Consider the following 24438-nt stretch of genomic DNA (forward strand, 5'->3'; position numbering starts at 1 on the left):
AAATACCCCTCGCGAGACATTGCTTTGCAATGCCCTGCCGGGCAAGGGACAAGCGGAGATAAAAGCGGCGCAACCGCATCGAGATCATGTTCGGCAGGCTCCAAGACTGGAGGCGCGTCGCGACCCGCTATGACCGATGCCCCAAGGTGTTCCTCTCAGCCATAGCCCTCGCGGCTCTCGTCATTTACTGGTTATGAATCCTGACCCTAGGCTGTAGCCCGCCCATTGTTGCAGGAACCGGATCGCGCCCGCATCACTGCCGGTCGCTTGGTCGAGGAAAGCCATCCATCGCGGGCAATCGCGTTGTGGGTCGAAAAATTCTGGCGAGATCGGTATCGCGGCTGTGATCTTGGTAATCATGTCTGATTGCCGCGCTGGGCGCAGTTCGCCAGTGCGCAGGTTGACCGTTCCGCCCGGTGTGCCCAGAAGCCAATGGTCCCGGTCCCACAGGTCGGCTGTCACAGCGAAGGCACGGTCAGCTTGGGCAAAACGCTCCACGGCAGACGCTGTTGCCGCTTTCGCCAGAGCCTTCGCGGCGGCACATCGCGGTTCTGACGCGGCGCGAACGCGGCACATCTGCCTAGCCCAATCGAATGCCAGCTTCGACTCTTCCTTCTGCCAGTGGCTGCCGGTCCAGACGTACCAACGGCCCGATGAGTGACAAAAGCGCAACCGATCAGCGTTGTATGCCGCGAATGCGAGGGCCACGCCGTCTTCCGTCATTGGGAAACCCGCGAAGCTTTCCGGCAGATCGTCGAAAAGGTCAGTCATATTGCCGTAATCTGGCGGCAACTCGATAGGCTTCCTGAGTCCGTCATTCCAGCCATGATTGAACGTGTCGCGGGCTTCGCGTTCCAACAGACCAGATGTCTTTCCAGCCTCAATGAGAACAGCCGTCGCCTTGTAACGCGACAAAGCACCATGCGCGCCTGCACCGCCCGCCCAAAGGCTTGCATCGTTCAACGCGGCCTGCCGCCCACCTTCAGCGGTTGCTGCAACGTCTGCGGCACGCTTTGTAAGGTAGTCGAGCGCCCATTCACGATGGAAATCGGATGCTTCCTGAATGTCGACAGGTTGCCTTTCAGGTTGTGTAGGCGGTGTCAGTGCTACGGGCCAGTCGGGCAAAGGCATTCCCTTTGCCAGTTCCTCACCCTCTACTCGATACAGCTTTCCATCTTTGAGGCTGCCGGGGGCGATCACGAAACCGCCGTTGTTCCGCACGTCCAGGCCGGGACCGATCTTTCCGACCGTAGCTTTCAGATCGGGCTTGTAGGCGAAGAATAGATGCAACCCGCCGCTGGGGGTCACGGTTCGGATCGGGGTCATTGCCCGGTGATCATAGAAGCCCAAGGTCGAAAGCGACAACAGCCCATCTTTGCCGTTCTTTACGTCGACGTTCAGGACGCTTATCCCGTTGCGCTCGCCCGTGATCAGAGCAACCCGCGCTTCCGACCAATCTCGCCACCATTTGCGGATTTGAGCCGCGTCCGTTGAGGCGAGTTCCTTGAAACCCGAAATCGGCTTCCATCCGCCACCTTCGCCCCATTGGCGCACGGGACAAACCGCAAGCCCACGGGCTGCCAGTGACAACGCAACGTCCACATTTTTCGTCGTGGGCGGCGTTGGCTGCAAGAGGTCGGTCAGATCGGTTTCGTTGGAGACTTGTCCGGGCGGGAAGCCCGCAAACAAGTCGCTCAGATCGGTATCAGTTTGACCTTGAAAAATGTCAGTATTGCTGCCATATTAAGTTCCTTAGAGGGTCATCGGGTTGCGTCCCCGGTGACCCTGTTCTTTTTTGTGGCGGCAGAATTGAACAGGATCACCTTGCCACTATACAGCGGCAAGATTGATTCGTCTAACTATTTGATGTTTCACGTAAAATGTGAAAGTCTAGGTGAGCAAGTCGGATAAGTCAGTGGCTGACTTTTTTACGGCGGTTTCGATATACAGGCTCCACCAGTCGAGCATCTTTCTCCGCTCGGGTAGAAGTTGCGCCGCGTTATAAGCGCGCCTTACTTTGTCCTTCGGTTCATGGGCCAATTGCTTCTCGATAGCGTCGACCGACCACAGGCCACTTTCGTTGAGCACAGTTGACGCCAGCCCACGGAATCCGTGGATCGTGGCCCGTCCGTGATAGCCCAGACGGTACAGCCCATAGAGCATGGTGTTCTCGCTGATCGGCTTGCCCTTGTTCCCCGGCACGATCCATTCCGAGTCGCCTGCAATTTCCTTCAGCTTGGCGAGGATGGCGAGGCTTTGCGGGGTCAAAGGAACGATGTGATCACGGTTCATCTTCATGCGCGATGCGGGGATTCGCCATACATCGCCGTCTATCTCACGCCAGTTGCTGAAGCGCAGTTCGTTGGTCCGTACAAAAGTGTGCATTACGAATTCGATGGCATAGCGGGTCTGCGGTTCGCCGTCATAGTGGTGCAGCTTCCAGAGGAAACCTGCGAGTTCACCCGCCTCGATACGGGCCATGTGTTTGACGCGCGGGGTAGGCTTCAACGCCCCTCGCAGGTCTGCCGCTGGATCGCGGGACGCGCGGCCCGTTGCGATGGCATAGCGCATGATCGCGCCCGTGGTCATACGGATGCGGCCCGCAACGTCCGGGGCGCGGTCCTCTACCGGGCGCAGCATGTCTAGAATTTGCGGGGCAGTCAGTTCTGCGATGGGGATTGGTCCGATGGCAGGGAAGGCATCCCGCTCGAAACGCGACAGGATGCGGGCGGCATGGGCGGGGGACCATGTGACCGACTGAGCCTTGATCCATTCGCGGGCTACAGCTTCGAAGGAATCTCCGGCAGGGGCGGTCAGTGCCGCCTTGGCGTTCGCGCCAGGGTCCAGCCCATCCGCAAGGGCGCGCTTGGCTTTGTCTCGCAGGGCGCGGGCATCGGCCAACGCGACTTGTGGGTATGCGCCGAAGGACAGGACCTTCTCTTTCCCTACGAAGCGATAGCGCATCCGCCACAGCTTGCCGCCAGAAGGTGAGACGAAAAGGAGCAAACCGCCGCCGTCTGCCATTTTCCTTGGTTTTCCCGTGGGATCGGGCTTCGCGCCACGGCACGCTGCGTCTGTGAGAGGCATAGGAATCTATCCTGCGAGAGTGTGGGTATCCTTATTTCCGAGAATACCCGCATTCGATACCCACACAAGCTGGGTGCCCACAGTCAATCTTGTCCCCGAAGATGGGCTGTAGCCTATTTTCTCAATGAAATCAGTGGTCCGGTTTGGGCCAGATTGCAGGAAATCTATCGAAAAAGGGGTGATGGAGGCGAGTACCGGAATCGAACCGGTGTACACGGATTTGCAATCCGCTGCGTCACCACTCCGCCAACTCGCCATCCGTGTGGTTCACGCCATTTAGCCGATGTCACAAGGCGGCGCAAGTGGTCAAGCGGTCTGTGGTGAAAGCTGGTAGTCTCCGGCCCGGGTTGGGTGCGCATTGGCCCTCGTCGGGAGCGCCTGCAAGCGTCATGAACGCCCGTGGTCACACGCGGAAACACAACAGTTCATTTTCTCGGGAACAGTTTGCGATCCCGTTGGTTCGCCTCTCAAGGATTATCCAGACAGGGCCGAACCATTGCGGAACGCCGTTTTCCTCATCAGCCCGCTGCTGCTTGGCGGCTGCGCGGGACGACATAACTGGCTTGCGGGCGCTGGAGCCGAGGCGGCCCGTATCGAACAACTGTTCTGGGTCCTGCTGATCGGCGCAGTCGTCATCTGGTGCACCATCATCGCCGCCGCGGTCTATGCGAATCGGCGGCAGGTCGACCCCAAGCTGGAACGACAGGCGCGCTGGTTCATCATCTGGGGCGGCGCGGTGATTCCGACGTTTCTGGTCAGCGGCCTGCTGATCTGGGGCATGGTCATCCTGCGCGACATCACCTCGGATAGCGGCGACATCACCGTGCGGGTCGATGGCGAACGCTGGTGGTGGCGGGTGATCTACGACGGCCCCGACGGCGACGTGGTGACCGCCAACGAGATCCGCCTGCCGGTGGGCCAGACCGCCCTGTTCCGGCTGACGGCGGATGATGTGATTCATTCGTTCTGGGTTCCCGCCCTGGGCGGCAAGATGGACATGATCCCCGGCCGCGAAACCACGCTTGCGCTGACCCCGCAAAAGACCGGCAGCTGGGGCGGGCTCTGCGCCGAATTCTGCGGCGGGGCGCATGCGCTGATGCGCTTTGATGCGGTGGTGATGGAGCCGGAGGATTTCGACGCATGGCTCGCCGCCGAAGCCGCGCCTGCGCAGGTGGCCGAGGGCGATCCCGGCCTTGCGATCTTTCTCGAAGAGGGCTGCGGCGCCTGCCACAGCATTCGCGGCACGCAGGCTGCCGGGCCGGTCGGCCCCGACCTGACCCATGTCGCCGCCCGCGAGCGGCTTGGCGCCGGGATCTACGCCATGAACGCAGACAACATGGCCCGCTGGATCACCGAAACCCACGAGATGAAGCCGGGCATCGACATGCCGCCCTATCCCGATCTGGACGGCGCGCGCCTTGACCGGCTCGTCACGTTCCTCATGAGCCTGGATCACGCCGAATGACACAGGAAATAGACCTTTCCAAGCTGGCGCCCCCCGAGCCTTTTGACGAGGCCCGCGACAAGGCGCAGCGCGCCCGCCTGATGACGGTCTGGCAAGAGCCGCCGGGCTGGAAGATCATCACCGCGGTCAACAACAGCCATATCGGCAAATGGTACCTTCTGACCTCCTTCGCCTTCTTCGTCTTTGCGGGCATCCTTGCGCTGATGATCCGGGCGCAGCTGGCGGTGCCGAACAACGATCTGTTCAGCCAGCAGCTTTATAACCAGCTGTTCACCCTGCATGGCACGGCGATGATGTTCCTGTTTGCGGTGCCGATCTTCGAGGCGGTGGCGATCCTGATCCTGCCCGAAATCCTTGGCGCCCGCGATCTGCCGTTTCCGCGCCTGTCGGCGTTTGGGTACTGGTGCTTCCTGATCGGCGGCGTCTTCGTTTGCGGCTCGATCCTGTTCGGCGTGGCCCCCGATGGCGGCTGGTTCATGTACACGCCGCTGTCGTCGAACACCGAATACAGCGGGCTTGGCGCCGATATCTGGCTGCTCGGCCTGTCGTTCATCGAGGTCTCGAGCATCGCCGCCGCCGTCGAGCTGATCGTCGGCGTGCTGAAATGCCGCCCCCCGGGAATGCGGCTGAACCTGATGCCGCTCTATTGCTGGTACGTGCTGGTGGTGGCGGGGATGATCCTGTTTGCCTTCCCGCCGTTGATCGCCGGGGATCTGCTGCTCGAGATGGAGCGCGCCTTTGGCTGGGCCTTCTTCGATGTCGACCGGGGCGGCGATCCGATGCTGTGGCAGCACCTGTTCTGGATCTTTGGACACCCCGAGGTTTATATCGTGTTCCTGCCGTCGATCGCCCTGATCGCGACGATGCTGCCGACCTTTGCCGGGCGACCCATGGTGGGGCATAGCTGGATCGTGTTGTCGGCGATCGGCGTGGCCTTCCTGAGCTTTGGGCTCTGGGTGCATCACATGTTCACCACCGGGCTGCCGGAAATCTCGCTGAGCTTCTTCAGCGCGGCCTCCGAGGCGGTGGCGGTGCCGACCGGCATCCAGATTTTCTGTTTCATTGCCACGATGCTGGTCAGCAAGCTGCGCCCTTCGGTGCCGATGCTGTTTGCCGGCGGCGCGCTGGCGATCTTTGTCTTTGGCGGGCTGACCGGCGTCATGGTGGCGCTGGTGCCCTTCGACTGGCAGGCGCATGACAGCTATTTCGTCGTGGCGCATCTGCACTACACGCTGATCGGCGGGATGCTATTCCCGCTGATGGCGGGGATTTGTTACTGGTACCCGTTCGTGACGCAAAGGGCGATGAATGACCGTGCGTCCCGCTGGGCGTTCTGGCTGATGTTCGGCGGGTTCAACCTTGCCTTCCTGCCGATGCACTGGACCGGCATCATGGGCATGCCGCGCCGGGTCTGGACATATGATCTGTCCGATGGCTGGGCGGTGCTGAACATGGTGTCGACCATCGGAGCCTTTGTCTTTGCCGCCGGCTTCGCGGCGCTGGCCGCCAATGTGCTGTGGCCACGGGGCAAGGCGCCGCTGGTCGCGCGCAATATCTGGAACGCTGGCACCATGGAATGGTCCGGCGAAGTTCCGGGCAAGCCGTGGGGCGCGCGGTCGATCCCCTATATCCACACCCGCTATCCGCTGTGGGAGCAGCCCGGCCTCGTCGAGCAGATCGACCGGGGCGAATGGTTCCTGCCTGACGCCGAAGAGGGCAAGCGCGAGCTGATCGTGACCGATATTCTCGACGCGCGGCCCCTCTACGTGCAGCGGGTCGGCGGGCCGACCTTCCTGACGCTTGGTTCGGCCTTCTGCCTTGGCACGGTGTTCATCCTTGCCACCTTTCACCTCTGGTCGCTGGCGCTGGCATTCGGCGCGGGGTTCATCGGCTTCACCCTGTGGTGGCTGTGGACCGGCACCTCTGAAATCCCCGAGCGGCCCAGCAAGCCGGTCGGGCGCGGGCTGACGCTGCCAACCTATGCACAGGGCAACCGCTCGCCCGGCTGGTGGGCGGTGTTCATCACCATGACCGGCGATATGACCGCCTTCATGGGGCTGGTGTTTAGCTATTTCTTCTACTGGACGGCGCTGCCCGATTTCTTCCCGGTCGCGGCGCAGATCCCGGCGTTGCACTGGCTGCTTCTAGGTCTTGGCGGGCTGATTGTCGGCTGGCTGATGAGCGTCGGCGCGCGCCGGCAACTGGGGCAGGGCGCGCGCGGCACCGCGATGGCGCTGCTGCTGGGGGCGGTGCTGGCGGGCTTTGCCGGGCTGGGGGCTTGGGCCTTTGCCGCCCATGAGGCCGGGCTTGATCCGACCGTGCACAGCTTTGATGCGATGGTCTGGATGCTGGTCCTCTGGATGGGGCTGCATCTGCTGCTGAACGCGGTGATGCATGTCTATGTCGCGGCGCGCATCTGGGCCGACATCTGCAACCCGGACTACCGGGCAGACCTGATGAACCTGACGCTGTTCACCCATTTTCTGGCACTGACGGCGATTGTCATCTTCATCCTGCTGGCGGTGTTCCCAATGCTGATGGGGGCGGTATGAGACACGAATCCGACAAGCAGCCGGGCCGCTTCGGCCCTCCGGGAGACGCACCGCGGGTCATCGACCAAGGCTCGGTCTGGATCATGGTCGCTGCCCCGACGCTCTGGGCGATTCATTTCGTGGCCAGCTACGTGCTGGCGGCGACATGGTGCGCCAAGGCCGGGCCAGCGCTGAGCGAGCCGCGCTGGATCATCGTCGCCATGGGGGTGGTTTGCATCGCGCTGATCGCCTGGCTGGGGATGATGGCAGTGCGGCGCTATGGAGGCGTCTTCGTGATCTTCGAAGAAATCACCGAAAGCTCGGAGCGCGGGCGCGACAAATTCATCGGCCATGTCTCGTTGTTGCTCTGCGTGCTGTCGGTGATGGCGATCGTCTTCACCACGCTGCCCGGCTTCATGTTCAGCACATGCTGATGCGGCGCGCCATCGCCTGCGCGCTTCTGGCGGCGCTGTGGCTCGGGCCATTGCCGGGGCTGGCGACGGGGTCGATGGTGCTGCACATGGTGCTGCATCTGGGCGTGACCACGGCGGTTCCGGCGCTCTGGGCGCCGCGCCTGCCGCTGGCCGGGCCGGTGGCGCTGCTGCTGGGCGGTGTGGTCGAAATGGTGGTTGTCTGGGGCTGGCACCTGCCCGGCCCGCATCTCTGGGCGCGGTTCACCGGCATCGGATTTGCGCTGGAACAGGCGTCCTTCCTTGGTGCGGGGATGCTGCTTTGGGCGGCAGCGCGCAGCGCTGGCCCGTTCGGCGGCGCGCTGGTGTTGCTGGCGACCACCATGCACATGACGCTGCTGGGGGCGCTGATCGGGCTGAGCCCGCGCGATCTCTACGGCGGGATCTGCGCCGGGCATCTGGGGCTGAGCGCGCTTCAGGAACAGCAGATCGCCGGGGCGCTGATGGCGGGCGCGGGCGGCGCGATCACCCTTGTCGCCGCACTGGGGCGGCTGGCGAGGGCACTGGAACTCAAGGAGGCGCAGGCATGACGCGCTGGAAACTCTGGGCGGGGGCGGCGCTGGCCGTGCTGGTTATCGGTGGCAACGCTTTTTACTGGCTGGGTGCCTATAACATCGCCGCCAGCAAACCGCATCTGCCGGGCGTCGGCGGGGCGCTGCACCAGTATCTGCGCAACGCGGTGACGGTGCGCGGCTGGGGCGTGCATATGCCCGAACACGTCGATCTTGCCGATGACGGGCTGATCCGCCTTGGCGCAGGGCATTTCGCCACCGGCTGCATGAGCTGCCACGGCGCGCCGGGCATTGCGCGCAACCCTGTCGTTACCGGAATGCAGCCCGAACCGCCGATGCTGAGCGGCGATTACGAGGCCCCCGAATACTGGTGGATCGCCCGCCACGGGTTCAAATACACCGGCATGCCGGCTTGGCCCGGCGAAGGGCGCGATGACGAGCCATGGGCGCTGGCGGCCTTCCTGTCGCGCTACGAAAGCTTTGATCGGGCCTCTTTCGAGGCGGCCGCCTTTGGCCGCGCCGGAGCCTATGACGGCGATGGCGTGCGCTTTGGCGGCCTGCCGGGCGCGATCCCGCCCGAGCTGGGCTGCGCCCGCTGCCATGGCGACGACGGGCTGGGCCGCGACGGTACCGCGCCCAAGCTTGCGGGCCAGTCGCAAGCATGGCTGTCGCTGGTGCTGAGCGCCTATGCCGACGGCCACCGCGAGAGCGGCTTCATGGAACCGCTCGCCGCCCCGCTGAGCGAGCAGACCATCGACGCGCTGGCGGCGCGCTACGCCGGGATGGGCGGAACATGGCAGGGCAGGGCGTTGGCGATGGGCGATCCCGTGCGCGGCGAAACCCTCGCCCGGCAGGGCAGCGAACATGACGACATCCCCAGTTGCGCGTCGTGCCACGGCGCCAATGCCCGCGCCGACACCCCAAGGATCGCGGGGCAGGATGGCTACTGGCTGGTCAACTGGCTGCATATGTACCGCGACGGCCCGGTGCCGCAGACCCCGCGCGCACATCTGATGGCCGCCGCCGCAAGACCGCTCAGCGACACGGATATTCTTGACCTTGCTGCCTATTACGCCGGGGGCGGCTAACCTCGCCTTAACCAGACCCGCGCGAGGATCGGCGCATGATTGTCCTGCGCCTGCTTCGCCTGTTGCTGCCCGCCCTGATCCCGTCCTGGCGGTTCTTTCGCGCTGTCGCCGCCTCTCCCCGGATCGAGGTTCGTGCCGCTGGCAGCGCCGATTGGCGCGAGGTGGCGCCGCGCCCCGATCACCTGTCTCTGGCGCGCATGTGCCGACGGATGCTGTGGAATCCGCGCTGGAACGAGGCGCTGTATCTTGTCAGTCTGGCGGAACGGGTGGTGGAACAGGGCTCTGCCCATGCCATGCACGAGCTGCAACAGCGGGTCAGCAAACTGCGCCCGAACGAGCAGCTTGAGCTGCGGCTGGTGTTCATCGACGTACAGGGCGGCGCGCTGATGCGCGAGGTGCTGTATCAGAGCGCCCCGTTCGGAGGGCCGTGCTGAATGGGCTTCGAGTTCGCGCTGCGGCTGACCGAGGTGATGCTAGCGCTGGCACTGGCGCAGCAAAGCCTCGAGCAGATCGCGATAGATCGCCGCGATGCGCCGTGGCTGGGCCTGCGGCTGGCGCTATGCGCCGCGCTGCTGGTCCCGGCACTGGCCGCGCCGGCAATCTGGGGGCTGTTCGGGCTGGGGCTCTGGTGGCTCTGGCGCTACGACGGCTCCTTCAACGGCGGCTCGGACAAGATGACCTTGCTGATCCTCGCCTGCCTGAGCGCCGCGCATCTGGCGCCAGACCGGTTCTGGGCCGAAATGGCGCTGGCCTATCTCGCCGTGCAGCTGGTGCTCAGCTATGTGATTTCGGGGCAGGTCAAGCTGATGAACCCGGCGTGGCGCAGCGGCGAAGCACTGCGCCACGTGTTCCTGTTCTCGGCCTACCCGGTCAGCGAAGGGCTGCGCAGGCTGGCCGACCGGCGGCTCGTCACCTTCTGGGGCGGCTGGCTGGTGATGCTGACCGAAGTCGCCTTTCCGTTGTTTCTGCTGCACCCGCTGGCGCTGCTTGCCGGGCTGGTGCTGGCGGCGGGGTTTCACCTGTCGAACGCCCTGCTGTTCGGGCTGAACCGGTTCTTCTGGATCTGGCTATGCGCCTGGCCCTCGCTGATCTGGCTTCAGGGCAGGCTGACGAGCTAGGGATCAGCCCGCCAGCAAGCCCATCAACCGCTCTGTATCCATCGCATGACACAAGCCCGCGGCGGGCCGGGCCAGCGGCACGGTCTGCGCGGCGCACAGCGCATTCAGCACTGCCTCATCCACCGCCTCGACCGCAGCCATGTACACCGGGTCCAGCCGCTCGTCGTTCAGGCAGCTCATCTGGCGCCACGCCCCCGAAAACTGCGGCAGCTCCATCTGGTTGGCAGTCGACAGCGCAAGGAAGATATCGCCGGAATTGTTGCCTCCGGGAGAGCCTGCCCGCCCGATGCCGATGGCGGCGCGGCGCGACAGCCGTTCCAGCTGACCGGGCAACAGCGGCAGGTCGGTGGCGAGAATGACGATGATCGAGCCGCGCTCGCTGGTCATACCGGGAATCCGGTGATCCGTCATCGCCTCGCCGACGCGTTTGCCTGCCACCGTCAACCATGGGCGCAGCCCGTGGTTCGCCTGCACCAGCGCCCCAAGCGTAAATCCCTGACCGTCGATGTCGATGGCGCGCGACGCGGTGCCGGTGCCGCCCTTGTACTCGTAACAGATCATCCCCGCGCCGCCGCCGCTGTTGCCCTCAGGAACCAGGCCGGGGCGCGCCGCGTCCAGCGCCCTGCGGGCAAGGGCTTCGGTGACGTGCAGACCGTTGATATCGTTGAGCACCCCGTCATAGGTTTCGGCAACCACCGGCATCGCCCACAGATGGTTGTCTTCCCACGCAGCGCCGTAGGTTTCGATCATCCAGCGCACCGCCGCAGTATGGCAGGCCCCGATGGCATGCGAATTCGAGATCATGATCGGCCCGGCCAGCCAGCCGCCATCGCGCACCCAATGTGCGCCGGTCATCTCGCCATTGCCGTTCAGGCTGAACTGGCCGGCCCAGACCGGGCGCGGCACCGGATCGCGCCCGCGCGGCAAAATCGCGGTGACGCCGGTCTGCACCTGAATGCCGCGCGTCGCCAGCGCCGGGTCGCGCGAGGATAGCAGCTCGGCCGTGCCGACCTCGATCCCCGGCACATCGGTGATGGCGTTGAGCGGGCCGGGCGTGCCGGGCAGCGGAATCCCGACCGCGCGGGCACGGGGGCGTGTTGGCGATGTCATGTCTGGCGTCTCGATCTGAGGTAGAGGCCGATGGCAGCGATCAGCAGCGTGAACAGCAGCATCAGCGTCGCGATGGCGTTGATTTCCGGCTTGATGCCACGGCGCAGCATTCCCCAGATGTGGATCGGCAGCGTGGTGTTGCCGGTGCCCGCGATGAAATAGGTGATCACCAGATCATCCATCGATATGATGAAAGCCAGCAGCCAACCGCAAAGAATGCCCGGCGCGATGGTCGGCAGGGTGATCTTGCGAAAGGTCTGCGCCGGGCTCGCGCCCAGATCGGCCGACGCCTCTTCGAGACCCGGATCGCTCTGCGCCAGCCGGGCCGAAACAGTGACAAAGACATAGGACACCAGAAAGGTCGACTGCCCGATGATGATCGTCAGCATCGACAGGTTCATGCCGATGGTGATGAAAAAGATCAGCAGCGCGATGCCCAGCACGATATCGGGCATGATCATCGGCAGCATCATCAGCGCCCGGTACATCGGCGCCAGCCGGAAGCGATAACGCGCCACCGCCAGCGCCAGCGCGGTGCCGAACACGGTCGACAGAACCGAGGTCGACAGCGCGACGATCAGGCTGGTGCGCACCGCGCCGTACAGCTGCCGGGTGCTGTCGACATAGGTGGCGTTGTCGGCCAGATCGGTCTTCATCCCGAAGATCTGCCGATACCAGTCCAGCGTGAAGCCATCCCAGATCATCATGTTCAGCGTGTTGGCGTTGAACGAATAGATCACCACCAGCAGGATCGGCGCGTAGACGAAAGCAAGGAACAGCAGGCCATAAAGGCTGAGCAGGCGGCGCAAACTCATGTCTTTGCCCTCGCAAGCCGGGTTTGTGCCAACAGCAGCACCAGCACCGCCGCCATCACCAGCATCGCCAGCGCCGAGCCGAAGGGCCAGTTGCGCGCCGACAGGAATTGCTGCTCGATCAGGTTGCCGATCATCAGCACTTTGGCGCCGCCGAGCACCGAGGGCACGATGAAATTGCCAAGCGCCGGGATGAAGGTGATCACTGATCCGCCGACGATCCCCGGCATCGTGGCCGGCAGCACCACCTTGCGAAAGGTCTGCCAGCGCGTCGCGCCCAGATCGAACGACGCCTCGATCTGCGCCATGTCGAGCTTTTCGATCGCCCCGTAAAGCGGCAGGAACATGAAGGGGATGAACACGTAGGTCATGCCAAGGATCACCGCGAAATCGGTGTACAGGAATTCCACCGGCGTCGAGGTCAGCCCGGCCCCCATCAGCGCCTGATTGAGAAACCCGGTGGGCCGCAGGATCAGCACCCAAGCGAACAGCCGCACGATCAGGCTGACAAAGAACGGCAGGGTCACAAGAAAGATGGCAAAGGCGCGCAGTCCGGGGCGCATCCGGCTGATCCAGAACGCCGCCGGATAGCAGATCAGCAGGCTGCTCAGCACCGTCAGCCCGGCCAGCCGCAGCGAGCGCAGGAAAATGGCGATATAGACCGGGTCAAACGTCTCGTAGCGGGTGTTGGCCCAGCCAAGGATGCGCCCGAAGTTGAGATGCGAGAACACCCAGTCGACGCCGCCATACAGCCCCGGTGTCAGAAAGGCATAGACCAGCATGATCAGCAGCGGGCCGAAGAAAAAGACCAGCAGGAACAGTGTCGGCGCGCCCAGCAGCCCAAGCAGATGACCCCGTTTGCGACGCTCAAGGCTCATGGCAGCACCTCGTCGATCAGGTGCAGCCCTTGCGCATCGGCATATAGCGTCATCGCAGCGCCGATATCGGGCAGCGCCCCGTCGGCGCGCAACAGCGCGCGCAGCGTGCCATGCCCGGCGGTGTCGAGCACCACCTGATGATCCGTGCCAGTGTAAAACGTCTCGCGCAGCGTGCCGTCAAAGCGCAGGGCCGGGCCGTTGGGGGCACGCAGGCAGAGCGCTTCGGGGCGCAGCAACAGCGTGGCAGGCCCGCCCCGGCGCGCCGCCGCAAAGCCTTGCCCGTCACGCAGGCGCGCAGCGGTGCCCGAGACCTCTGCGGGCAGCAGGTTGCTTTCGCCCAGGAAATCGGCGGTGAACAGGTTGGCCGGCGTGCGGTACAGCGCGCCCGGCGTGCCGATCTGCTGGATGCGCCCATGCGCCAGCACCGCGATGCGGTCGGACATGGTCAGGGCTTCTTCCTGATCGTGGGTGACGAAAATGAAACCGATGCCCAGCTCGCGTTGCAGCGCCTTGAGTTCCTGCTGCATCTTCTGGCGCAGGTTCTTGTCGAGCGCCGACAGCGGCTCGTCGAGCAGCAGCAGTCGCGGCTTTCCCGCCAGCGCCCGTGCCAGCGCCACCCGCTGCTGCTGGCCCCCCGAAAGCTGCGCGATCGAGCGTTGCTGCATGCCGGACATACCGACAAGATCCAGCATCTCGCCGACGCGGGTGTCGATCTCGCGCTTGTCGCGCCCCGCAATTTCAAGCGCATAGCCGACGTTGCGCCCCACGCTCATATGCCCGAACAGGGCGTAGCGCTGGAACACCGTGTTCACCGGGCGGCGATGCGCGGGCATCTGCGTGACGGCGGTGCCATCAATCAGCACATCGCCATCGTCCAGCGTCTCAAAGCCGCTGATGGTGCGCAGCAAGGTGGTCTTGCCGCAGCCCGACGGGCCCAGCAGCGTGACGAATTCGGCGCTGGCAAGCTTTAGCGACACACCGTCGAGCGCGGTCATGCTGCCGCCCTCGGGCGTGGCAAAGACCTTGCGGGCCCCGACGATTTCAAGAGGAGAAGGCATAGTCGTTCGTTCCTGCGATCCGGCGGGACGCGCCCGCCGGAGAGTTTCGGTCAGCGGGACGTTTTGATGCGGGTCCATTCCGCGTTGTACAGTTGCAGATCGCGGCCAAGGTCTTCGAAGATCTGCAGCGACTGGATGACCTCCTGCGACGGATAGATCGTCTCGTTGGCGGCGATCTCGGCGGGGATCAGCTCTTGCGCGGGCAGGTTGGGGGTGCCGTTCATCTGCTGCGCCACGTTCAGCGCGGCGATCTCGGGGCGCAGGTAGAATTCAAGAAACGCCTGTGCGGCCTGCTTGTTCGGCGCCGATTCCAGCACGCAGATGTCTTCCTGATACATCGTCGCGCCTTCCTTGGGGATGATGTAGCCGATGGTGTCGGGGTTCTCAGAGACGTAGAGGTTCGCGCCCACGTACCAATGCGCGGCGGCCACATCGCCCGAGATCACCTGCGGCACGGAATCATAGGTAAAGGCGGTCACCCCGGCGCTGTGCTCGATCACATAATCCGCCGCCGCCTTGACCTGCGCAGGATCGGTGGCGTTGACCGGCGCGCCGGTCATGATCAGGCCGATGCCGATGGTTTCGCGCAGATCGTCCAGCAGGGTGATCTTTTTACCCGCCTCGCCAAGGGCAAAGAAATCCTCCCAGCCGGTGATCTCGCCCGCCAGCGCCTTGTTGTAGACGATGCCGACATTGCCCCATGCATAGGGCAGGCAATATTCGGCATCGGGATCGGTTTTCGCGCGCACGAATTGCGGGTCGATATTGGCAAAGCCGGGGGCCTTGCCGATGTCGGTCTTGGCCAGCAGGCCAAGCTGGAACAGGATGTCATGCATGTGCACCGACGGGAAAACGATGTCGTAACCCGTGGCCCCGGCTTGGATCTTGGCAAGCATTTCCTCGTTTGAACCATAGCTGTCGAGGGTGACCTCGATCCCGGTTTCTTCGGTAAAGGCGTCAAGCACGGCCGGGTTGATGTAATCGCCCCAGTTGTACAGCGACAGCCGCTCTTGAGCAGAGGCGGCAAGCGGCGCCAGCAGCAGGATTGCGCTTAGGGCAAGGGGCGATTTGTGCGTCATGGGGGGCGTCCTGTCAGATGATGTTCCGGTTTTTCCTTGAGTCGGGAAGATGGGGTGGTACTGTCATTTTGGTCAAATGTTAGTTTTCTGTCATATAGGATTGCGCATGTCTCACGGGTTTTCCTCCTTCGCCCAAGCGTCTTTCGATGAATTTATAGGCAAGATGGAAGCCGGGCTGCCGGATCTGCCCCGGCAGGAAGCCAAGGTGGCGCAGTATTTCCTGCTGAACCTCAACGCGATCTCGTTCGAGACCGGCAAGACCATCGCGCAAAAGGCGGGGGTGGCGGAAATCACCGTCGGGCGGATGCTGCGCCGCTTCGGCTGCGCCGGGATGAAAGAGTTCAAGGAGCTGCTGCGCCACCGCTATTCGGTGATCGGCGACAGCGTGAGCGACGACACCGCAGAGCTCAGCGGCGACTGGCAGCAGCAGAGGGCCGCCGAGCTGCGCGCCGTCGGTACGGTGTATTCGCGGATCGGCTCTCCGGCCTTTGCAGCCGCCGAACGCTATCTGCGCGAGGCGGACGAAGTACATGTCACCGGGTTTCAGACCGTGCGCGGCCTTGCCGAAGACACCGCGCGACGGATGGCGCTGGCCCGCCCGCGCGTGCGCTTTATGTCCGGCCACGACAGCATGTTGTCCGAATGGCTCGATCCGCCCAAACCCGGCGCAAGCTGCCTGCTGATCATCGACGTGGTGCCCTATGCCGCCGAATGCGAAACGCTGGCACGGCTGGCCCGCGAGCAGGGCCGCACGGTCGTGGTGGTGACCGACGAATACTGCCACTGGGCGCAGGAGGTGACGGATGCGGTGATCAACGCGCCTTCGAAAACCGGCCTGTTTCTGGAATCGGTTCTGGGCCTGACCGCCGCGACCAGCCTGCTGATCCATGCGGTGGCAACCGGCCCCGGCAGCGACCCCGACCAGCGCCTGCGCGACTGGAAGCGTCTGGCGCAGCGCATCGGTATCTTCTGAACGCGCCTGCGCCGGACGCAAGCGGGCGGACCGACACAGTGTTGGTCCGCCCGCCGCGCACAATCTGGTTTATGTAAGCTTTGCCCTAGGCCAGAAACCCGGCCCGGGGCAGATGCTCAGCGCTCTGCGATCAGCGCGATAAGCTTGCGGTGATCGGCGTCAAAATTGCGGATGCCCTCGGCCAGCTTTTCCGTCGCCATGGCATCGGCGTTGAGCGCCCAGCGGAAGGCGGGCTCGTCATAGCTGGCCTTCGCCACACCGGTGGCCTTTTCGGGCGACAACATGCGCGGCAGCTCGGATGTATCCGCCGCCATCTCGTCGAGCAGCTTGGGCGAGATCGTCAGATTGTCACAGCCCGCAAGCGCCTTGATCTGGTCGGTGTTGCGGAAGGACGCGCCCATCACCACGGTGTCGATGCCGTTGGACTTGTAATAATCGTAGATGCCGCGCACCGATTTGACGCCCGGGTCTTCATCGGGGGTGTAGCTGTCGACGCCCTCGGCCTTCTTGTACCAGTCGGTGATCCGCCCCACGAAGGGCGAGATCAGGAAGGCGCCCGCATCGGCGCAAGCCACCGCCTGCGCCATGCAGAACAGCAGCGTCAGGTTGCAGTCGATGCCCTCGTCCTGAAGCACTTCCGCCGCGCGGATGCCCTCCCAAGTGGCCGCGAGCTTGATCAAGATGCGGTCCTTGCCGATGCCGCGCGCGGCATAATCGGCAACGATCTCGCGGGCGCGGGCGATCGAGGCGTCCTTGTCAAAGCTCAGGCAGGCGTCGACCTCGGTCGACACCCGGCCCGGCACCAGCCGCGTCAGCTCGGCGCCCACGGCGACGGTCAGCGTCGCGACCAGCGCTTCGGGCGACAGCCCGGCGGCGCGGCCCTTTTCGATCTCGGCAGCGATCAGCGCCTCGGACGCCGGGTCCTTCAGCGCCGCCAGCACGAGGCTGGGGTTGGTGGTGCAATCCACCGGCGCCAGCCGCTTGACGGATGCGACCTCTCCGGTGTCGGCCACGACCTTGGTCATGCCGCGCAATTGTTCCAATACGGTGGTCATCGGATGTCCTTTCCCTTTGCTGCCAGCGTTACCAGCAGCAGAAACCGCCGTCTACCAGCAGGTCCACCCCGGTAACATAGGAGGCTGCATCCGACAGCAGGAATACCGCCGGGCCGACCATCTCATCGACCGAGGCCATGCGCTGCATCGGCGTCTGGCTTTCGAATTCCTTGGTCTGGTGCACCATCTCGGGGCGGGTGTTCATCGGCGTGGCGGTATAGCCCGGCGAGATCGAATTGACCCGTATGCCATGGCCGACCCATTCCATCGCGATGGATTTCGACATATGGATCACCCCGGCCTTGGACGCATTATAATGCACCTGATTGAGGCCGCGATTGACGATCACCCCCGACATCGACGCGATATTGACGATTGCTCCGCCCTTGCCATGGGCGATCATCGCCCGGCCCTGCGCGCGGCAGGTCAGCCAGATGCCCTTCATGTTGATGTCCATCAGGGTCTGGTACTGATCCTCTTCCATCTCTTCGATCTTGTTGGCATTGGCGATGCCCGCCGCGTTCAGACACAGCGTCAACGGGCCCAGATCGGCCTCGGTTCGTGCCACAGCCTCGGCCATGGCATCGCCCGAGGTCACATCCGCCGCGATTTGAACCGATTTCGCGCCCGCCCGCGCGATGAAATCGGCGGTCTGCGCAAGCCCGTCATCGCTGCGCCGGTCGATCAGCGCGACATTGGCGCCGCATTGCGCCAGCCCCATGGCGATGCGCTGGCCAATGCCGCTGCCAGCGCCGGTGACAAAGGCGGTCCGGCCCGAAAGGTCGAACATCTTTGGGGTGTTGAGGGTGATCTCGGCCATGTCTGGCACTCCTTCCGTGCTGCCCTGAGCTCAGGACATGATCAGGCCGCCATCGACGTTGATGGTCTGGCCCGTGATGTAATCGGCGTCGTTGCTGGCAAGAAAGGCGATCATCGCCGCCACGTCCGCGCCCGACCCGGCGCGTTTCATCGGGATATTCTGCACCCAGCTGTCCATCAGCTCGCCGGGGCCGTAATCGCCCAGCATCTTGCCCCAGACGCGGTCGTTGTAATCCCACATATCGGTCTTGATGATGCCCGGGCAGATGGCGTTGACGGTGATGTTGTCCAGCGCCACCTCCTTGGCAAGGCTCTGGGTCATCCCCATGACGCCGAATTTCGACGCGGCATAATGCGGGGTATAGATGAACCCCGCGCGCGCCTGCCCGGAGGCGATGTTGATCAGCTTGCCGCCGCCGCGTTGGCGCATCCGCCGGATCGCTTCCTGGCAGCACAGGAAGGCGCCCTTGGCGTTGACGTCCATGGTGGCGTCCCAGTCTCGCTCGCTCAGATCCTCGATCTTGGCGATGGTGATGATCCCGGCGTTCTGGACCGAGATATCAACCCCGCCGAACGCCTCCTCGGCGGCGTCATAAAGCCCCACCACGGCGGCCTTGTCCGCCACATCGCAGATCACGCCGATGGCGCGGGGCAGCGAGGCCGCCGCCGCCATCACCTGCTCCTCGACCGAGGCGAGCACCACATTCGCCCCCTCGTCCGAGAACCGCTGCGCAATGGCAAAGCCGATGCCCTTGTTGCCGCCGGTCACAACGACGGTCTTGCCTTGAAAACGGGTCACGATGCCCTCCCTTTGGCACGGATCAGGCGGTTGCCAGTTCCATCACCGATACGTTGTTGGCTTGCGCATGATCGAGAATGCCCGCCTGCCGCCCCGCCGCCATCACCATGATGCGGTTGGACACCCCCAGCACTTCCTCGAGATCAGAGCTGACGACGATCACCGCCACGCCCGATTGCGCAAGGCCGACGATTATGTCGTAGATCGACGAGCGCGCACCGACGTCGATACCCCGCGTCGGCTCATCCAGCACCACGACTTTGGGATCGCGCGCCAGCCACTTGGCGATGACCACCTTCTGCTGGTTGCCGCCCGACAGCTCGTTGGCCTTTTGCGGGCCTTTGCCCTTGACGCCGAACTTGGCGATATTGGAATCTGCGAACGCGCGCACCTTGCCCGAGGTGATGAAGCCGCCGGTCGAAACCTTGCCCAGATTGGCGTAGCCGATGTTTTCCGCGATGCTGTGCTCCAGCACCAGCCCCTGAAGCTTGCGGTCCTCGGGGACCAGAACGATGCCGTTGGTAATAGCATCGCGCGGGGATTTCGGTGTGATGTCGCGCCCGTGCAGCAGCACCTTGCCCGATGCGATGGGATCGGCCCCAGCGATGGCGCGCACCAGCTCGGTGCGGCCCGCGCCGACCAGCCCGGCAATGCCGAGGATCTCGCCCTTGCGAACGGTGAAATTGACGCCCTCGAAATCGCCGCGGGCCGAGGCAAGGCCCTGCACCTCGAGCACCGGTTCATCGCAAGGCGTGGGCAGCGCCGGGAACATCCGGTCCAGCTGACGGCCCACCATGGCCGCGACAATGCTGCGGATCGGCACATCGGCGCTGTCGAAATCCTGCACCTTGGCGCCGTCGCGCATCACCACGATGCGGTCGGCAACCTGACGGATCTCTTCAAGCCGGTGCGAAATATAGATGATGCCAACGCCTTCGGATTTCAGCCGCGCGATCTGTTCGAACAGCCGCTTGGCCTCTTCGCCGCCCAAGGCGGCGGTCGGCTCGTCGAGGATCAGCAGCTTTGCGTTCAGCGTCAGCGCCTTGGCGATCTCGACAAGCTGCTGCTTGGCGGTCGACAGCCCATCGACCTTGCGGGTGGGCGACACATCAAGGCCCAGCCGTTCCAGCCCATGCTTCGCCTGCTGCGCCATGGCGCGCCGGTCGATCATCCCGGCGCGGCGCGGGTAGCGCCCGACAAAGACGTTTTCGGCGATACTCAGATGCGGCAGCAGCATCAGTTCCTGATGGATCATGCCGACGCCCGCGTCGATCGCCTCGCCCGGATTGGCCGGGGCGTAGGGCTGGCCCTGCCATGTCATCTCGCCCGACGAGGGCGCGACGGTGCCGCTGATGATCTTGGACAGCGTGGATTTGCCCGCGCCGTTCTCGCCCAGAAGCGCGACCACCTCGCCCGGACGGACATCGATATCGATGCCGTGCAAGACCTGAATCGGCCCGTAGGACTTGCGGATATTGCGCAGCGACAGGATCGGAGCGGTCATGAGCATTGCCTTTCGCAGGTGTCGATAAGGGTGGCCGGCGCCCGGCAAGGGGCTCCGGCCGTGGACGGTGCCGTGGTTACGGATGCTCAGCGACGTAGTCGGCCGCGTTCTCGGGCGTGGTCAGGAAGCCCGGCAGCAGCTGCTCGGCGGGCAGTTCTTCGCCAGCGGCCAGCTTGATGGCGCTGTCCACGGCAAGGCGCCCGATGCCGCGCACCTGCTGGGTCGCGGTGGCGTCATAGCCCCCCTCGGCCAGAACCGGCAGCGCGGTGGTGTCGCCGTCAAAGCCGCCGATATAGACGCGGTGATCGATGTTCGACACTTTCACGCCCTGCATCGCGCCCATCGCCAGACCGTCGGCCTGACCAAAGATGATGCTGACCTTCGGGTTCGCCTGAAGCAGGTTCTGCGAGATATCAAGCCCTTCGGCCTGCGACCACTGGTTCGACCATTGCTGCGCCACCAGCTCGACGCCGGGGTTTTCCTCGATGGCCTTCATGCAGCCCTTGGTGCGCTCGACCTCGGGGGTAGTGCCCTTCTGGCCGTGGATCATGATCATCTCGCCGGTGCCGCCCGCCAAGCCAATGATGTGCTTGCAGACCTCATAAGCCGACGCGGCGTTGTCGGTGGCGATGAAGGTATCGCCCGGCTCGCCTTCGGCGTTGCGATCAACGTTGACGACGGGGATGCCTTGCGCCCGTGCCAGACGCGCCGGAACCGTCGCGGCGGCGGCGCCAGCGGGCAGATAGATCAGCGCGTCGATGTTCTGGGTCAGCAGATCCTGCACCTGGCTGACCTGTGTCGCGCCATCGTTCTTGGCGTCGACGGTGATGACCTCGATGCCCTTTTCCTTGGCGTAGTCTTCGACACCGATCTTGATCTGGTTGAAATAGTCGGCCTGCAGGTTGGTCACGGCAAGGCCAAGGCGCTTGACCTCGGCGGCCTCGGCGCTGAATGCGAACGCGGCCATGGCGGATGCTGCAAGCAGCGATGCCTTGAGTTTCATGGATGTCTCCTCCGGTCGTTTCGAAACGCTCCTCGCGTCTCGTCAGGGTGCCCCGCAGGGCAGTGACCGGCGGGCGCGGGGCACCCGCCGGGAAAATTCAGCGCTTCTTGAAGGCTTCGGCAGCGACGGCGAGCGCGATGACCACGCCGATCACCACCGACTGGGTAAAGGGCGACACGCCCAGCAGGTTCAGCCCGTTGCGCAGCACGCCGATGATCAGCACACCGATGATGGTGCCGACGATGCCGCCCTGCCCGCCGCTCAGGCTGGTGCCGCCGATCACCACCGCCGCGATGGTGTCGAGCTCATAGGTAAATCCGGCGGTGGGCTGCACCGAGTCCAGCCGCATCGCCAGAACCACACCGCCAAGCCCGGCCAGCAGGCTGGACACCACATAGACGCCGACGGTCAGCAGATTGGTGCGAATGCCCGCAAGCCGCGCCACCTCGGGATTGCCGCCAATGGCATACAGGCTGCGCCCGGCAGAGCTGTAGCGCAAGAACACCCATCCCAGTGCGAACACCACCAGCATCACGGCAACGGTCGCGGTCAGAAAGCCGCCGTAACGAATGAAGGCCAGCATCGAAAACCACGCCGGAAAGCCGACGATCTGCTGGCCATCGGTGATCATGTTGGCAAGGCCGCGCGCGATCGACATCATCGCCAGCGTGGAAATAAAGGCGGGCACGTTGAACAGGGTGATCAACAGCCCCGACACCGCGCCGCTGGCCGCCGCGCAGGCCAGCGCCACCGCGATGCCGATGCCCAGCGGGTAGCCCGCGACATTGGCGACATATCCCATCACCATCATCGCCAGCGCCAGCACCGAGCCGACCGCAAGGTCGATGCCCCCAATCAGGATGACCAGCGTCATGCCCACCGCCATGATCCCCAGCACGGTGATCTGGTCGAGCACATTGAGCAGGTTGCGCAGGGTGAAAAACGAGTCGGTCGCAAAGGACAGGAAGATGCACAGCAGCACCAGCCCGATCAGGGGGCCAGTTGCCCCGCTCAGCGAGAACATGTCAGAAAGCCGCGGCCGCTCCGACGACGTGGATTGGGTCATGGTCATCCGATCCTCCTCCAAGGGTGCCCGATGGGCCTTCGGTGTAATGCATATTTATTCATGCATGATGGAAAATGCCTAATCCGACATAACCCCGCTGTCAAGCCATAGATGCACCTCAAATTCGCCGCAGCGCAGCGCCAGCCTTCGCTATCTCGGCAGCTTGACAGCGTCGGTTTTTGTATGTTTATATCTGCTGGAATATTTATTCATTCATACAAGGGGATACCGCGATGGACACCCAAGACCTTCGCCGCATGGCGAACCAGATCCGGCAGCGCGACGTTCGGGCCGTCTTTGAGGCTGGGGCCGGACACATCGGCGGCGAGATGTCGGTCACCGACCTGCTGACGGCGCTGTATTTCGACATCATGAACGTCGATCCGGCCAACCCGTTGGACCCGAACCGCGACCGCCTCGTGCTCAGCAAGGGCCACACCGCGCTGGCGCTCTACATCACGCTGTCGAAAAAGGGCTTCATCCCCGAAGCGGAAATCGAGACCTTTCTGGCGCATAACTCCCGCCTCAATGGCCACCCCAACCGGGTCAAGGTTCCGGGGGTCGAAACCAACACCGGCCCGCTGGGCCACGGCCTGCCGGTTGCGGTTGGCATGGCCACGGCGGCCAAGCTGAACGGCGCGTCTTGGCGCAGCTTTGTCATCACCGGCGACGGCGAGATGCAGGAAGGCTCCAACTGGGAGGCGATCATGGCCGCCGCGCAGTTCAAGCTGGATAACCTGACGCTGATCATCGACCACAACCGCCTGCAGCAGGGCGCAAGGCTGGCCGACACCAACAACCTCGCGCCCATCGCGCCAAAGGTCGCCGCCTTCGGCTGGGCGGTCGAGGAAATCGACGGTCACGACATGGAGCAGATCACCCGCGCCCTGTCGGCAGACACGATCACCCAAGGCAAGCCCAAATGCATCGTCGCCCACACCAACAAGGGTCAGGGCATCAGCTTCATGTCCGACAACGTCGCATGGCACCACAAGGTGCCGACCGAAGACCAATACCGGCAGGCCATCGCCGAACTCGAGGAGGCCCTTCAATGAACATGCCCTTCAAGGACGCCAAACTGCACGATTGCCGCAATGCCTTTGTCGCCGCTCTGGAAGAGCTGGCCGAGGCGAACCGCGACATCGTCACCGTGTGCAACGATTCGGTCGGAAGCTCGAAGCTGGGCGGCTTCAAGGAAAAGTTTCCCGAACGGCTGATCAACGTCGGCATCGCCGAGCAGAACATGGTCGGCGTCGCGGCCGGGCTGGCCAATGGCGGCAAGATCCCCTTTGTCTGCTGCGCCGCGCCGTTCCTGACCGGCCGCGCGCTGGAACAGATCAAGGCCGATGTCGCCTACAGCCAGACCAATGTGAAGCTGGTCGGGATTTCCTCGGGCATGGCCTATGGCGATCTAGGCCCGACCCATCATTCGATCGAGGATTTCGCATGGATCCGCGCCTTGCCGAACATTGCGGTGATCGCCCCCGCCGATCGCATCGAAACCGATGCGGTGATCCGCTGGGCCGCGCAATATGACGGCGGCTGCTTCCTGCGCCTGAGCCGCGTCGGCGTGCCCGACCTGCTGCCCGAGGGCCATGTGTTCGAACTGGGCAAAGCCAACCTGCTGCGCGACGGCGCGGACCTGACGATCATCGCCAATGGCACGCTGGTGCACCGCGCCATGAGGGCCGCCGCCCTGCTGGCCGACAAGGGCATCGAGGCGCGCGTTCTGAACATGGCCAGCGTGCGCCCCATCGACGAAGACGCCATCGTGGCCGCCGCGACCGACACCGGCGCGATTGTCACCGTCGAGGAACACACCACCTTTGGCGGTCTGGGTTCTGCCGTGGCCGAAGTGGTGGTCGACAAGGCCCCGGTGCCGATGGCACGGCTCGGCGTGCCGGGGGTGTTTGCGCATACCGGCTCGGCAGAGCAGCTGCTCGATGATTTCGGCATGGCCCCCTCGGCCATCGCCAACAGCGCCGAAGCGCTGCTGAAACGGAAAGGCTAA

23 protein-coding genes, 1 tRNA gene and 1 pseudogene are annotated in these 24438 nt (G+C 64.0%); 11 read left to right on the forward strand and 14 right to left on the reverse strand.

The features are described from left to right. Positions 1-62: 62 nt before the first annotated feature. Positions 63-197 (forward strand): annotated as a pseudogene (locus tag KO516_RS09315) (transposase); the annotation flags it as partial. Here KO516_RS09315 and KO516_RS09320 read toward each other — a convergent pair. The 3 genes from KO516_RS09320 to KO516_RS09330 all read right to left on the reverse strand — a co-directional run bounded on the left by KO516_RS09320 (position 181) and on the right by KO516_RS09330 (position 3343). Next, positions 181-1689, reverse strand: a complete 1509-nt coding sequence (locus KO516_RS09320; protein WP_216003520.1) for a bifunctional DNA primase/polymerase — start codon at positions 1687-1689, stop codon at positions 181-183. The pseudogene KO516_RS09315 and the gene KO516_RS09320 sit on opposite strands and share 17 nt — an antisense overlap. A 201-nt stretch (positions 1690-1890) precedes the next feature. Next, the gene (locus tag KO516_RS09325) at positions 1891-3087 is read right to left on the reverse strand and encodes an integrase arm-type DNA-binding domain-containing protein (RefSeq protein ID WP_216003521.1); all 1197 of its coding nucleotides are present in this window, start codon (positions 3085-3087) and stop codon (positions 1891-1893) included. A 182-nt stretch (positions 3088-3269) separates the two neighbouring features. After that, positions 3270-3343 (reverse strand) — tRNA-Cys (locus KO516_RS09330). A 240-nt stretch (positions 3344-3583) separates the two neighbouring features. Here KO516_RS09330 and coxB point away from each other — a divergent pair. From coxB to KO516_RS09365, 7 genes are read left to right on the forward strand one after another with little or no spacing between them, the layout of a single operon-like run. Continuing rightward, on the forward strand, positions 3584-4552 hold the full coding sequence (coxB, locus tag KO516_RS09335) for a cytochrome c oxidase subunit II (RefSeq protein ID WP_216003522.1): 969 nt from the start codon (positions 3584-3586) through the stop codon (positions 4550-4552). Continuing rightward, positions 4549-7104 carry a cbb3-type cytochrome c oxidase subunit I gene (locus tag KO516_RS09340; RefSeq protein WP_216003523.1) on the forward strand — a complete coding sequence of 852 codons (2556 nt, stop codon included), beginning with the start codon at positions 4549-4551 and terminating at the stop codon, positions 7102-7104. Before coxB ends, KO516_RS09340 begins: the two co-directional genes overlap by 4 nt. Continuing rightward, entirely contained in the window at positions 7101-7517 is a 417-nt protein-coding gene (locus KO516_RS09345) for a hypothetical protein (protein ID WP_216003524.1), read from the forward strand. The genes KO516_RS09340 and KO516_RS09345 overlap by 4 nt, the downstream gene beginning before the upstream one ends. Next, positions 7511-8083 carry a cytochrome c oxidase assembly protein gene (locus KO516_RS09350; protein ID WP_216003525.1) on the forward strand — a complete coding sequence of 191 codons (573 nt, stop codon included), beginning with the start codon at positions 7511-7513 and terminating at the stop codon, positions 8081-8083. The genes KO516_RS09345 and KO516_RS09350 overlap by 7 nt, the downstream gene beginning before the upstream one ends. Further along, positions 8080-9153 carry a c-type cytochrome gene (locus tag KO516_RS09355; protein ID WP_216003526.1) on the forward strand — a complete coding sequence of 358 codons (1074 nt, stop codon included), beginning with the start codon at positions 8080-8082 and terminating at the stop codon, positions 9151-9153. Before KO516_RS09350 ends, KO516_RS09355 begins: the two co-directional genes overlap by 4 nt. Positions 9154-9188: 35 nt before the next feature. Next, positions 9189-9587, forward strand: a complete 399-nt coding sequence (locus KO516_RS09360; RefSeq protein ID WP_216003527.1) for a hypothetical protein — start codon at positions 9189-9191, stop codon at positions 9585-9587. Continuing rightward, positions 9588-10271, forward strand: coding sequence for an HTTM domain-containing protein (locus tag KO516_RS09365; protein WP_216003528.1), 684 nt, complete (start codon positions 9588-9590; stop codon positions 10269-10271). 3 nt (positions 10272-10274) lie between these two features. On the opposite strand, the gene KO516_RS09370 is transcribed toward KO516_RS09365, so the two are convergent. The 5 genes from KO516_RS09370 to KO516_RS09390 are packed head-to-tail and all read right to left on the reverse strand — an operon-like array spanning position 10275 to position 15208. Further along, positions 10275-11381 carry a P1 family peptidase gene (locus KO516_RS09370; protein WP_216003529.1) on the reverse strand — a complete coding sequence of 369 codons (1107 nt, stop codon included), beginning with the start codon at positions 11379-11381 and terminating at the stop codon, positions 10275-10277. Then, the gene (locus KO516_RS09375; RefSeq protein ID WP_216003530.1) at positions 11378-12196 is read right to left on the reverse strand and encodes an ABC transporter permease; all 819 of its coding nucleotides are present in this window, start codon (positions 12194-12196) and stop codon (positions 11378-11380) included. Before KO516_RS09375 ends, KO516_RS09370 begins: the two co-directional genes overlap by 4 nt. Beyond that, a complete protein-coding gene (locus tag KO516_RS09380; protein ID WP_216003531.1) occupies positions 12193-13071 on the reverse strand; it encodes an ABC transporter permease in 879 nt (292 codons plus the stop codon). Before KO516_RS09380 ends, KO516_RS09375 begins: the two co-directional genes overlap by 4 nt. Then, on the reverse strand, positions 13068-14129 hold the full coding sequence (locus tag KO516_RS09385; RefSeq protein ID WP_252737504.1) for an ABC transporter ATP-binding protein: 1062 nt from the start codon (positions 14127-14129) through the stop codon (positions 13068-13070). The genes KO516_RS09380 and KO516_RS09385 overlap by 4 nt, the downstream gene beginning before the upstream one ends. A gap of 50 nt (positions 14130-14179) precedes the next feature. Continuing rightward, positions 14180-15208 (reverse strand): spermidine/putrescine ABC transporter substrate-binding protein, encoded by a 1029-nt coding sequence (locus KO516_RS09390; protein ID WP_216003533.1) that lies wholly within the window; start codon positions 15206-15208, stop codon positions 14180-14182. A 106-nt stretch (positions 15209-15314) separates the two neighbouring features. Here KO516_RS09390 and KO516_RS09395 point away from each other — a divergent pair, with 106 nt between their 5' ends. After that, on the forward strand, positions 15315-16181 hold the full coding sequence (locus tag KO516_RS09395) for a MurR/RpiR family transcriptional regulator (RefSeq protein ID WP_216003534.1): 867 nt from the start codon (positions 15315-15317) through the stop codon (positions 16179-16181). Positions 16182-16297: 116 nt separating this feature from the next. Here the strand turns inward: KO516_RS09395 and tal are convergent, their stop codons facing one another. From tal to KO516_RS09425, 6 genes are all read right to left on the reverse strand, one after another. Beyond that, a complete protein-coding gene (tal, locus tag KO516_RS09400; RefSeq protein WP_216003535.1) occupies positions 16298-17236 on the reverse strand; it encodes a transaldolase in 939 nt (312 codons plus the stop codon). A 28-nt stretch (positions 17237-17264) separates the two neighbouring features. Next, positions 17265-18056 carry an SDR family oxidoreductase gene (locus tag KO516_RS09405; RefSeq protein WP_216003536.1) on the reverse strand — a complete coding sequence of 264 codons (792 nt, stop codon included), beginning with the start codon at positions 18054-18056 and terminating at the stop codon, positions 17265-17267. A gap of 30 nt (positions 18057-18086) precedes the next feature. Beyond that, positions 18087-18854 carry an SDR family NAD(P)-dependent oxidoreductase gene (locus KO516_RS09410; protein WP_371742058.1) on the reverse strand — a complete coding sequence of 256 codons (768 nt, stop codon included), beginning with the start codon at positions 18852-18854 and terminating at the stop codon, positions 18087-18089. A gap of 22 nt (positions 18855-18876) precedes the next feature. After that, entirely contained in the window at positions 18877-20358 is a 1482-nt protein-coding gene (locus KO516_RS09415) for a sugar ABC transporter ATP-binding protein (protein WP_216003537.1), read from the reverse strand. A gap of 76 nt (positions 20359-20434) precedes the next feature. After that, positions 20435-21361, reverse strand: a complete 927-nt coding sequence (locus KO516_RS09420) for a substrate-binding domain-containing protein (protein ID WP_216003538.1) — start codon at positions 21359-21361, stop codon at positions 20435-20437. A gap of 97 nt (positions 21362-21458) precedes the next feature. Next, entirely contained in the window at positions 21459-22433 is a 975-nt protein-coding gene (locus KO516_RS09425) for an ABC transporter permease (RefSeq protein ID WP_216003539.1), read from the reverse strand. Between the two features lie 227 nt (positions 22434-22660). Here KO516_RS09425 and KO516_RS09430 point away from each other — a divergent pair, with 227 nt between their 5' ends. After that, on the forward strand, positions 22661-23482 hold the full coding sequence (locus tag KO516_RS09430) for a transketolase (protein WP_216003540.1): 822 nt from the start codon (positions 22661-22663) through the stop codon (positions 23480-23482). Further along, positions 23479-24438, forward strand: a complete 960-nt coding sequence (locus KO516_RS09435) for a transketolase family protein (protein ID WP_216003541.1) — start codon at positions 23479-23481, stop codon at positions 24436-24438. Before KO516_RS09430 ends, KO516_RS09435 begins: the two co-directional genes overlap by 4 nt.

This window comes from Citreicella sp. C3M06 (assembly GCF_018860705.1).
In the GTDB taxonomy this organism is placed as follows: Bacteria; Pseudomonadota; Alphaproteobacteria; order Rhodobacterales; family Rhodobacteraceae; genus Salipiger.